Source organism: Bradyrhizobium sp., from assembly GCF_036735945.1.
In the GTDB taxonomy this organism is placed as follows: domain Bacteria; phylum Pseudomonadota; class Alphaproteobacteria; order Rhizobiales; family Xanthobacteraceae; genus Bradyrhizobium.
The window spans coordinates 1-10,735 of sequence record NZ_DAINNI010000148.1; the positions used below are offsets into that span (position 1 = coordinate 1).

The window sequence follows — 10,735 nt, forward strand, 5'->3', positions numbered from 1 at the left end:
ACGTCCGCAGCGCGCTGGTCGCGATCCTGATGCTGCCGGTCGGCGTGCTGATGGCATTTGCGGCGATGAAACTGCTCGGCATCGGTTCCAACATCATGAGCCTGGGCGGCATTGCGATCGCGATCGGCGCGATGGTCGATGCGGCCATCGTCATGATCGAGAATGCCCATAAGCACCTCGAGCGGGCCGGGCCGGGGCAGCCACGCCTTGCGATCCTGATCGAGGCGGCCGCCGAGGTCGGGCCGGCGCTGTTCTTCAGCCTGTTGATCATCACCGTGTCGTTCATGCCGATCTTCACGCTGGAGGCGCAGGAGGGCCGGCTGTTCAGCCCGCTGGCCTTCACCAAGACGTTCGCGATGGCGGCGGCGGCGCTGTTGTCGGTGACGCTGGTACCGGCGCTGATGGTGGTGTTCGTGCGCGGCAGGATCATTCCCGAGCACAGGAATCCGATCAACCGCTTGCTGATCTGGATCTATCGCCCGGTCATCCATGCGGTCATGCGCGCCAAGATCGCGGTGATCCTGATCGCGCTCGGCATCCTCGCCGCAACGGTGTGGCCGGCGCGGCAACTCGGCACTGAGTTCATGCCCAATCTGAACGAGGGGACGCTGCTCTACATGCCGACCACGCTGCCGGGTCTTTCCGTCACCAAGGCCGCCGAACTGCTGCAGATGCAGGACCGCATCATCAGGAGTTTCCCCGAGGTGGAGTCGGTCTACGGAAAGGCGGGGCGTGCCGCGACCGCGACCGACCCGGCGCCGACCGAAATGTTCGAGACCATCATCAATCTCAAGCCCAAGGCCGAATGGCGGGCGGGACTGACGCTCGAAGGCCTGACAGCGGAACTGGACAAGGCGCTGCAGTTTCCCGGCGTCTCCAACGCCTGGACCCAGCCGATCAAGGCGCGCATCGACATGCTCTCGACCGGCATCCGCACGCCGATCGGCGTCAAGGTGATCGGCGCCGATCTCGTCGAGATCGACCGCCTCGCCAAACAGGTCGAGCAGGTGCTCCGCGCCGTGCCCGGAACGTCGTCGGCCTACGCCGAGCGGGGTATTGGCGGCTACTATCTCGACATCGTGCCGGATCGAGCGGCGCTGGCGCGCTACGGCATCATGGTTCAGGACGTGCAGGACGTGATTGCGACCGCGCTTGGCGGGCAGACCGTGACGACGACGGTCGAGGGCCGCCAGCGCTTTTCCGTCAACATGCGCTATCCCCGGGATCTGCGCAGCGATCCCACGTCGATCGCGCGCGAAGTGCTGGTGCCGATGCCGGCCGGCGGGGCGGTGCCGCTCGGCGAGGTGGCCAGGGTTGCACCCGCCCGCGGCCCGACCTCGATCCGGACCGAGAACGGCCAGCTCGCGACCTACGTCTATGTCGACATCAGGGACCGAGACATCGGCGGCTATGTCGCCGATGCGCAGGCCGCGGTGAGAGCCAGCATCCAGTTTCCATCGGGCACCTATCTGGTGTGGAGCGGCCAGTACGAATATCTGGAGCGGGCCGCGGCGCGGTTGAAGATCGTGGTCCCGGTGACGCTCGCCATCATCTTCCTGCTGCTCTATCTCAATTTCCGCTCGTTGACGGAGACGCTGATCGTGATGCTCTCACTGCCGTTCGCGCTGGTCGGCGGGCTCTGGCTGATGTGGTGGCTCGGCTTCAATCTGTCGGTCGCCGTGGTGGTCGGCTTCATCGCGCTCGCGGGCGTTGCTGCCGAGACCGGCGTGGTGATGCTGATCTATCTCGATCAGGCGCTGGACCAGCGGCGGGCGCGCAGGGCCGCCGAGTGCCGCGCCCTGACGCGCAGTGATCTCTACGAGGCCATCATGGAAGGCGCGGTCGAGCGGGTGCGTCCGAAGATGATGACGGTGGTCGCGATCATGGCCGGCCTGCTGCCGATCATGTGGAGTACCGGCGCGGGCTCGGAGATCATGCAGCGCATCGCGGTCCCGATGATCGGCGGCATGGTCTCCTCGACGCTGCTGACGCTCATCGTGATCCCGGCGATCTACGCGTTGGTAAAGGGGGCCGGGCTCGGCAAGGTAGCCGCGAGCAGGACGGGGCCCGGGCAAGCGGAAGCCGGTGCAGTCCAGTCGGCGGCCAGCACTTTTCTACTGCCCCCAAACTTGTGAGCTCTTTCACCATCGGCCGCGATAGGATCAGATAGGCTGGTTCCGCCCGGCGGATCTGCGCCGGGGCTGAGAAACTCCATCACGGGAGGGGCACATGCCGGATCTGGCACGAAGTCATGCGGTGGTCATTGGCGCCGGCATGGCCGGCCTCACGGCCGCACAGGCGATTTCCAGGCACTTTAAGAAAGTCACTGTCATCGAGAGGGACGTTCTTCCGGTGGAGGCGGCGCCGCGGCGAGGGACGCCGCAATGCCAGCATGCCCACGCCCTGCTGGCCGGCGGACTGAAGGCCCTGCAAGCGCTGTTTCCGGGATTTGAACAGGATCTGGCGAAGGCAGGGGCGGTCAAGAACCGCGCCGGCAAGGACATCCAGTTCGAGCGGCCCGGGTTCGATCCATTTCCCATTCGCGATCTCGGCATCGATATTTTCAACATGTCGCGGCCGCTGCTCGAGGCCGTTACGCGAGGACGCGTCCGGCAAACTCCCAATATCGACATTTGCGCGCGCTCGCGTGTGACAGGGCTTGTCGCGTCGCGCGATGCGGCGCGGGTCGAGGCCGTCAGCTATGAAGGCGACGATGGTCCGGCCGTGACGGTCGAATCCGACCTGGTGGTCGAAGCCTCCGGCCGCTGCGGGTTGACGCTGCAACTGCTCGAACAGCTTTCCTTGCCGAAGCCCGAGGAAACCGAGATAGGCATCGATCAGGCCTATGCGACGACCATTGTCGAGCGGCGCGATCACAAAGCCGACTGGCTGGGCAATGTGATGCTGCCGACGGCGCCTGCCAGCAGCCGCGGGGCGTTCCTGTTTCCGATCGAGAACCAGCAATGGGTGCTTTCGATCGGAGGCAATCATGGCGATGCGCCTCCCGGCGATCGCGCGGGATTCATGGATTTCGTCAAAAGCCTGCGCACGTCGACGATCCATGACGCGGTCAGGGATGCGAGAGCGGTGACCGATATCGTTCGCTACCAGCTTCCCTGCAGCATCCGCCGGCATTTCGAGCGGCTGGAGTCGTTCCCGGCGGGACTGCTGCCGATCGGCGATTCGCTCTGCCGGTTCAATCCGGTGTTCGGCCAGGGCATGAGCGTGGCGGCACAGGAAGCCGTGATCCTGGAGCGGTTGCTGGCGGACGGCGTGCCGATGGAGCGCCTGGCGCGCGATTTCTTCGCGGCGATCCAGGACACCATCGCCGCACCCTGGGCCGTTGCCGTCAACGATTTCGTCTATCCGGCAACGCGCGGCGTCCGTCCTGCAGATCTCGCGCAGCGCCTGCAGTATGGCGCGGCCCTGACCAGGCTCGCCGCGCAGGATCCCGAGGTGCATCTCTTGACCGCCGAAGTCTCCCAACTGCTCAGGCCGCAGGCGGCGCTGCGCGACCCGGCGCTGGCGGCGCGCGTGAAGTCGCTGATGTGATCGGCCGTGCAAGGGAAGCCGCGAATGGATTTCGTCACCGTCCGAAACGGAGCGATCGAGCTCAATGTCGCCGTCAGCGGCTCGGGTCCGCTGATCGTCTGCGTCCACGGCTTCCCGGAGCTCTGGTACTCCTGGCGGCACCAGATCGCGCATTTCGCGGCACGGGGTTTTCGGGTAGCCGCGCTCGACGTGCGCGGCTACGGCGGAAGCTCGAAGCCGAAGGAAATCGCGGCCTATACGCTCCGCCAGCTCGCTTCCGACGTTGCCGCCGTGATCGATCGTCTGGGCGATGGGCCGGCCATTCTGTTCGGCCACGACTGGGGCGCGCCGATCGTATGGCATACGGCGCTGCTTCACCCCGACAGGATCAGGGCGGTGGCCGGCCTCAGCGTGCCGTTCCGTCCGCGTGGACCCGTATCGTTCATCGAGGCGGTCCGAGCGATCTACAAGGGGCGCTTTTTCTACCAGATCTACTTCCAGCAAGAGGGCGTCGCGGAAGCCGAACTGGAAGCCGATGTCACGCGCGCCCTGCGCAAGATGTATTTTGCGCTGGCGGGCGAGGCGTCTCAGAACAAATGGCTGGAGTCGAAATCGCCGGACGCAAAGCTGCTTGATGGGCTTGTCGACCCGCAACCTTTTCCGGGCTGGATGACCGAGCGCGACCTGGCGATCTATGCCGAAGCTTTCCGCGCCGGCGGCTTTCGCGGACCGCTCAATCGCTACCGCGCGCAGGACCTCGACTTCGCCGATCTCGCCGAACTTAACGGGCGCGGCATTGCGCAGCCATCGGCCTTCATCGCCGGCGGGCGCGATCCCGTGCGCGCCTTCATTCCAGGCATGGACCTCTATGTCGATCCGGGGCTGGCCTGCGCCGATTTCCGCGGCTCCACCATCCTTCCGGATATCGGCCATTGGGTGCAGCAGGAGGCGCCTGACGAGACCAGCGCGGCGCTCGAAGCGTTCGTGCGCGGGCTGTAGCGCGGGCGAGACCTATCTCACTTCCGCACGATCGAGCCGGTGCGACCGACCAGACGCGCGAGCTGCTTGAAGCGGCTGCCGACGCGATCGGCGACGAGGTCGACCATGCGATGCTCGAACACCAGCATCAGCTTGCGGTCGCGGCTGCGGAAATGGGTCGCGGGCAAGACGCCTGTGCGTGCCGCCGAGATCAGATGCGCGACGCGGAAGGCGGCGCCGAGCACGCGGGCGCGCTCGTCCATCGCCGGCGGCACCAGCTCGCGGATTTTCTCCGGCGGTTCGTTCTCTTCGCTGAGACCGGCGTAGCGATAGAACACCGACAGCGCGACAAAGGCGCGGCCCTGATGGCTGATCGAGCCGAAATTGCCGTTGGTGATCAGGCTCAGCGTTTCCTCGCCGCGGTGGTCTGGATGCACGCGCCAGCCGATGTCCGAGAGCAGACAGGCGGCGTGGCGCAGCCGGCGGTCTTCCTCGGTCTCGCGCAGCTTCACCACCCGCACCAGCCGATCGGTCCACGCAACCAGCTCCTCGGCATGACGCGCCGAGCGCGACAGCAATCCGTTCAGGGTCTGCGCGGCACACATGAAACCGTCCTTGGCGCGCTCCTGCGGCGACAGCATCTCGTAGAGCAGGCCTTCGCGCACGCCGAAGGTCGAGAACACGATCTCCTTGGGACGGCCGATCCGGATGATGTATTCGAGCACCAGCGCCGCATAGGTCAACAGCGGGCGGCGGGCATCCGCGACGACTTCGATGTCGGCCAGCATGTCGGCGGCCACCAGCCGGCGCAGGCGCCGCGCGAAGTCAAGCGCATCGGCGGCCGGGATCGAATAGCCATGCATCACGCGCAGCGGATAGCCGCTCTGCACGATGTGGATGCGCGCCAGCGCGCGCCAGGTGCCGCCGACCGCGTAGAAGGTGCGGCCCTGGCCCGCCTTGAGCTGGGCGACGTCCGACAGCGCGTCGCTCACGATGCGCTCGGCGCGCTTCAATGATTTGTGCGAGAGGTCCTGCAGCGCCAGGCTGCCGAGCGGCAGCGTGACGCCGCTATGGACGCGATTTTTTTGTACGCCAATCAGTTCGAGCGAACCGCCGCCGAGATCGCCGACGATGCCATCAGGATTGTGGATGCCGGAGACGACGCCGAGCGCGGAAAGCTTCGCCTCGCGCGGGCCCGACAGGATCTGGATAGGTGCGCCGCAGATGCGTTCGGCCTTCGCGATGAAGTCGGGACCGTTCTTGGCGTCGCGGCAGGCGGCGGTGGCGATGGCAAAGACACGCCCGACCTGCTGGATCTTGCACAGCGCACGGAAGCGCCGCAGCGCCGTCAGCGCCTTGTTCACGGCATCCTCGGCGAGGAGGCCGGTGCTCTGCACCTCGCGGCCGAGCCCGCACAGCGCCTTCTCGTTGAAGATGGTGACGAGGCTGCGCGCCATCGTCTCGTAGACGACGAGACGAACCGAGTTCGAACCGATATCGATGACGGCGACGCTGGAAGCGCGCTTGCGCGGTCGCTTCACAGCCGACACCCCTTATGACGATTGCTGCTGACGCTCGTTACGGCGCGTGAGGCGGCGCGGCGAAGATTCCTTGAGAGACTTTCCACGGCCTGACAGACTCGGATTCGTCATGAAATAATTGTGCAGATTGAAGGGCTCTTCGCCTTTCGCGGCCTTCATACGCGTTGACGACCCGTCCGGCAACAACTGCCAGCTCTGCTCGGTATCCTTCAGGTTCGCGACCATGATCTGTTCGAGAACCTGCTGATGTACCGTCGGATTTTGCAGCGGACAGAGCACTTCGACGCGGCGGTCGAGGTTCCGCGGCATCATGTCGGCGGACGAGATATACACAGCGGCCTTCGGTCCGGGCAGGCCCTGACCCATGCCGAAGCAGTAGATGCGGCCGTGCTCCAGGAAGCGGCCGATTACCGATTTGACGCGGATATTGTCCGATAGGCCGGGCAGGCCGGGCCGCAGGCAGCAGATGCCGCGCACCACCAGCTCGATCGACACGCCGGCCTGCGAGGCCTCGTACAGCGCGTCGATGATGTCGGGATCGACCAGCGAGTTCATCTTCATCCAGACCGCGCCCGGCTTGCCGTGCCGTGCGTGATTGGTCTCGCCCTTGATGTGCTCGATGATGCGCTTGCGCAGCGTCAACGGCGACACCGCCATGCGTTCGATGTCGCTCGGCTCCGCGTAACCCGTGATGTAGTTGAAGACGCGCGCGGCATCGCGGCCGATGATCGGGTCCGAAGTGAAATACGAAAGATCGGTATAGATGCGCGCGGTGACCGGATGATAGTTGCCGGTACCGGTGTGCACATAGGTCGTCAGATTGCCGCCCTCGCGCCGTACCACCATCGACAGCTTGGCGTGCGTCTTCAGTTCGAGGAAGCCGTACACGACCTGCACGCCGGCGCGTTCGAGGTCGCGCGCCCAGCGGATATTGGCTTCCTCGTCGAACCGCGCCTTGAGCTCGATCAGCGCGGTCACCGATTTGCCGGCCTCGGCCGCTTCGGCAAGCGCGCGCACGATCGGCGAGTTGTTCGAGGTGCGGTAGAGCGTCTGCTTGATCGCGACGACGTCGGGATCGCGCGCCGCCTGCTGCAGGAACTGCACGACGACGTCGAACGATTCATAGGGATGATGGACGATCAGGTCCTTCTGCCTGATGGCCGCGAAGATGTCGCCGCCATGGTCGCGCACCCGCTCCGGATGCCGCGGTACGTAGGGCGTGAATTCGAGGTCGGGCCGGTCGAGCCGCGTGAGCTGCGAGAGCTCGTTCATCGCCAGCACGCCCTCGACCAGGAACACCTCGTCGTCGGCGGCGGAAAGCGCCTGCTGCACGAAGGCGCGCAGCGCTTCCGGCATCTTGGCGTCCATCTCGAGCCGGATCACCGAACCGCGCCGGCGGCGCTTCAGCGCGGTCTCGAACACGCGGACCAGATCCTCGGCCTCTTCCTCGATTTCGAGTTCGGAGTCCCTGATGATGCGGAAGGCACCCTGGCCCTTGACGGTGTAGCCCGGGAACAGGCGGCCGATGAACATGCCGGTGGCCTGCTCCAGCGGGATCAGGTGCACCGCGCCGTCCTTGCCGGCGGGCATGCGAATGAACCGGTCGATCTTGCCGGGCATGCGGATCAGCGCGTTCATCGCCTTGCCGTCCGCGGTGCGCGACAATTGCAGCGCGATCGTGAAGCCGAGGCTCGGAATGAACGGGAACGGGTGCGCCGGATCGATCGCCAGCGGCGTCAGCAGCGGGAAGATGCTGCGGAGGAAATGATCCTCGAGCCAGCTCCGCTCCGCCTTGGTGAATTCGTGGCCGTCGACCAGCTTGATGCCGGCTTCCGCCAGGGTGGCGCGCAGGTCGCGCCAGATCGCCTGCTGATCGGAGGCAAGTTCCGAAACCGTCTTGTTGATCAGGGTGAGCTGCTCGCTCGGCGTCATGCCGTCGGGGCTGCGTTCGGCAATGCCTTCGCGGACCTGCGCCTTGATACCGGCGACGCGGACCATGAAGAACTCATCAAGGTTATTGGCAGAAATCGACAGGAAACGAACCCGCTCCAGTACGGGATGACCGGGATTGACGGATTCCTCGAGCACACGGCGGTTGAAATGCAGCCAGGACAGCTCACGGTTGATGAACCGCTCCGGGCTGGTGGCGATCGCGGGGGCAGTCTCGGCAAGTTCTTCTTTTTCTTTTATTTCAATAACTTGTGCCGATTCCATGAGGCTGTGATCCATCTCGGGCAAGGTAGGGCCGACCATAAGGGGGGATGCGGCCGGAGCATGTGATATTCCGATGACGTTTCGATGACATTGATGTTTCCGCCCGAGGCCGCCGTCAAGGCGGCAGGAGGCAGCACCCGATACCGCTCAAACGTTACGCAGCAGTTCTGCAGCCAGTGACCTGGTCACCGGGCGGCCGAGCCGCAGTGCCTCGGTATCCAGGAGTTCCACGGCCCGGCGGGCGGCGGCATAGGAGCGCTCGATCCGGCTGGCGAGATAGCTCACGACCGTTTCGTCGATGCTCATTTGGCGGTCGGCGCAGAACTTGATGAGCAGGCCACGGAATAGCTGGTCGTCGGGCGGCGACAGCGACACGGTCGGCACGGCGCGCAGGCGGGAGCGAAGATCGCGCAGCTCGATCTCGTAGGCCGACGGCGGAACACGCGCGGTGATCAGGATGTAGGCCGCATCCTCGCGTGCCAGATTCAAGAGATGAAACATCGCCCGCTCGTCGAAATCGGCCGGCCGCAAATCCTCGACCACGAGCGCGCCGGTGGCGAGCGCGCCCGGGACGGCATTGGGGCTGAGCGCATGCGCCGCGGTCGAGCGTGCACCGGCCTTCTCTGCCCAGATCGCGGCGAGGTGGCTCTTGCCGGCGCCCTCCGGCCCGACCAGCAGCATGACGCGGTTCGGCCAGTCCGGCCAGCTTTCGATCAGCGAGAGCGCCGCCTCATTGGCCGGGCCTTCCAGAAAATTGTCGCGCGTCAGGCTCTCCGCATGCGGCAGCGCGAAGGCAAGCTGACGGGGTTGAACGCGAACTGCCACGCAAGTCTCCAAGCCGGGATTGAAGGGCATTCATAGCCTTTTCAAGCGAAATGGCTACCTGTCAGCGCGAAGAAAACGGATCAAATAAAAGAGGAAGCTAGCGCGCTTCGATCGTGCTCATGTGCCGCACCCACTCGACGAGATAGAGCGAGACGGAAACCAGCGTGAAGACGGTGACAAATCCCATCAGGATCACGTCGTAGGGCGCCGGCTTGAAATTGAATCCGAGCGAGGCCAGCACCAATGCGGCGAAGGCCACCTGCGCGACCGTGTTGAGCTTCGACACCATCAGCGGCTTCATCGGAATGGGCTTGTCGAACAGCCATGACACGATCACCGCCGTGACGATCATGATGTCGCGCGACACCACGAGAATGACGAGCCAGCGCGGCACCGCGCCCCAGATGCCGAGCGCGACGAAGATCGAAACCAGCAGCGCCTTGTCGGCGAGCGGATCGAGCAGGGCGCCGAGTTCGCTCGACATGTTGAACCGCTTGGCGAGAAAGCCGTCGACGGCGTCGCTGACGCCTGCAATGACGAAGATCGCGAAGGCGATTTCCATCTGGCTGGAGACGATCGCCCAGACGATGATCGGCACCAGAATGATGCGCCCCAGCGTAATGATGTTCGGAATGCTCAACTCGGTCGCTTCCCGGCTCCCGGCCTCAAATCCGGCCCCTGGCGGGTTCTGCCGGTCCTTGTCTACATAGTATATGCGTCAGGCGCTTGCGAGCCATTGCAGGATCGCTGAATTCCTCGTAACCAGCCGTCATCATACTGGAATTTGGGCATGAACGACCGCAAAAACGGGCTCACTTACGCCGATTCGGGGGTCGATATCGATGCAGGCAACCGCCTTGTCGATCTCATCAAGCCGATGGTGCGCGCCACCGCGCGGGCCGGCGCCGACGCCGAGATCGGCGGGTTCGGCGGCCTGTTCGACCTCAAGGCGGCGGGCTTCAAGGACCCCGTCCTGGTGGCGGCGACCGACGGCGTCGGCACCAAGGTCAAGGTCGCGATCGAGACCGGCCTGCATGGCGGAATCGGCATCGACCTGGTCGCGATGTCGGTCAACGACCTCGTCGTGCAAGGCGCGGAACCGTTGTTTTTCCTGGACTATTTTGCCTGCGGCAAGCTCGATCCGGAGGCCGCCGCTGCCATCGTGGCCGGCGTTGCCGAGGGTTGCCGCGAATCCGGCTGCGCCCTGATCGGGGGCGAGACCGCGGAGATGCCGGGGCTCTACAAGGATGGCGACTACGACCTCGCGGGCTTTGCGGTGGGAGCGGCCGAGCGCGGCACGCTGCTGCCGAGCGGCGATATCGCCGCGGGCGACGCCGTGATCGGACTGGCCTCGTCGGGCGTGCACTCCAACGGTTTCTCGCTGGTCCGCAAGATCGTCGCGCAATCCGGCCTCGGCTTCGATGCGCCGGCGCCGTTCTCGCCGGTCATGACGCTGGGCGGCGCGCTGCTGGCGCCGACGCGGCTCTATGTGAAATCGTGCCTGCGCGCGATCCGCGAGACCGGCGCGATCAAGGGCCTCGCCCACATCACCGGCGGCGGCTTCACCGACAACATTCCGCGCGTGCTGCCGAAGCATCTCGGCGTCGGCATCGATCTGGCGCGGCTGCCGGTGCTGCCGGTGTTCA

At 65.3% G+C, this 10,735-nt stretch carries 8 protein-coding genes; 4 read left to right on the top strand and 4 right to left on the bottom strand.

Annotated elements, in window-relative coordinates; genetic code table 11:
* From V7E26_RS26620 to V7E26_RS26630, 3 genes are all read left to right on the top strand, one after another.
* Nucleotides 1–2,135 (top strand): efflux RND transporter permease subunit (locus tag V7E26_RS26620; protein WP_324422097.1); only part of this gene is annotated, 2,135 nt, incomplete at its 5' end.
* Between the two features lie 94 nt (nt 2,136–2,229).
* Nucleotides 2,230–3,552 (top strand): FAD-dependent oxidoreductase, encoded by a 1,323-nt coding sequence (locus tag V7E26_RS26625; protein WP_324422099.1) that lies wholly within the window; start codon nt 2,230–2,232, stop codon nt 3,550–3,552.
* A 24-nt stretch (nt 3,553–3,576) separates the two neighbouring features.
* Nucleotides 3,577–4,530 carry an alpha/beta fold hydrolase gene (locus tag V7E26_RS26630; protein WP_324422101.1) on the top strand — a complete coding sequence of 318 codons (954 nt, stop codon included), beginning with the start codon at nt 3,577–3,579 and terminating at the stop codon, nt 4,528–4,530.
* 17 nt (nt 4,531–4,547) lie between these two features.
* Here the strand turns inward: V7E26_RS26630 and ppx are convergent, their stop codons facing one another.
* The 4 genes from ppx to V7E26_RS26650 form a co-directional block, all read right to left on the bottom strand.
* Entirely contained in the window at nt 4,548–6,050 is a 1,503-nt protein-coding gene (gene ppx, locus V7E26_RS26635) for an exopolyphosphatase (protein WP_324422103.1), read from the bottom strand.
* 12 nt (nt 6,051–6,062) lie between these two features.
* Nucleotides 6,063–8,264, bottom strand: a complete 2,202-nt coding sequence (locus tag V7E26_RS26640; RefSeq protein WP_324422110.1) for an RNA degradosome polyphosphate kinase — start codon at nt 8,262–8,264, stop codon at nt 6,063–6,065.
* Between the two features lie 147 nt (nt 8,265–8,411).
* A complete protein-coding gene (locus tag V7E26_RS26645) occupies nt 8,412–9,089 on the bottom strand; it encodes a DnaA ATPase domain-containing protein (protein WP_324422104.1) in 678 nt (225 codons plus the stop codon).
* 97 nt (nt 9,090–9,186) lie between these two features.
* On the bottom strand, nt 9,187–9,729 hold the full coding sequence (locus V7E26_RS26650; RefSeq protein ID WP_324422106.1) for a CDP-alcohol phosphatidyltransferase family protein: 543 nt from the start codon (nt 9,727–9,729) through the stop codon (nt 9,187–9,189).
* A 150-nt stretch (nt 9,730–9,879) separates the two neighbouring features.
* Between V7E26_RS26650 and purM the strand changes: the two genes are divergently transcribed.
* On the top strand, nt 9,880–10,735 hold an 856-nt coding region (gene purM, locus V7E26_RS26655), incomplete at its 3' end, for a phosphoribosylformylglycinamidine cyclo-ligase (protein ID WP_324422108.1).